At 46.0% G+C, this 359-nt stretch carries 1 protein-coding gene; it reads left to right on the top strand.

The window, feature by feature from the left end; genetic code table 11:
* Positions 1 to 359 (top strand): sodium:solute symporter family transporter (locus AB4486_RS24390; RefSeq protein ID WP_408063672.1); only part of this gene is annotated, 359 nt, incomplete at both ends.

Genomic DNA, 359 nt, shown 5'->3' with positions numbered 1-359 from the left:
GCTTAATATTTCAGAGTTTAGCTCAATCGCGCTTATTTCGGCGACGATTGGTCTACTTGGCTTCTTTTACGCAATTTATGGTGGCCTGAAAGCGGTTGTGATTGCAGATACCATTAATGGCGTAGGCTTGATTGTTGGCGGCATGATGATCCCTGTATTTGGTTTAATGGTATTGGGCGAGGGGAGTTTCGGTGCTGGCTTAGATATTCTGCTTTATGCTGCGCCAGAGAAGCTTCAATCTGTGGGTACAGAAAGCGACCCACTGCCGTTCTCAACATTGTTCACAGGTCTGCTTTTGGTGAACTTGTATTACTGGGGTACTGACCAATCCATCATTCAACGCGCATTAGGTGCTAAGA

The sequence above is a fragment of the Vibrio sp. 10N.222.55.C6 genome, assembly GCF_041473395.1.
GTDB classification, from domain to species: domain Bacteria; phylum Pseudomonadota; class Gammaproteobacteria; order Enterobacterales; family Vibrionaceae; genus Vibrio; species Vibrio crassostreae_C.
The sequence above is the reverse complement of the archived record's forward strand: the minus strand, read 5'-3'. Positions and strand labels throughout refer to the sequence as shown.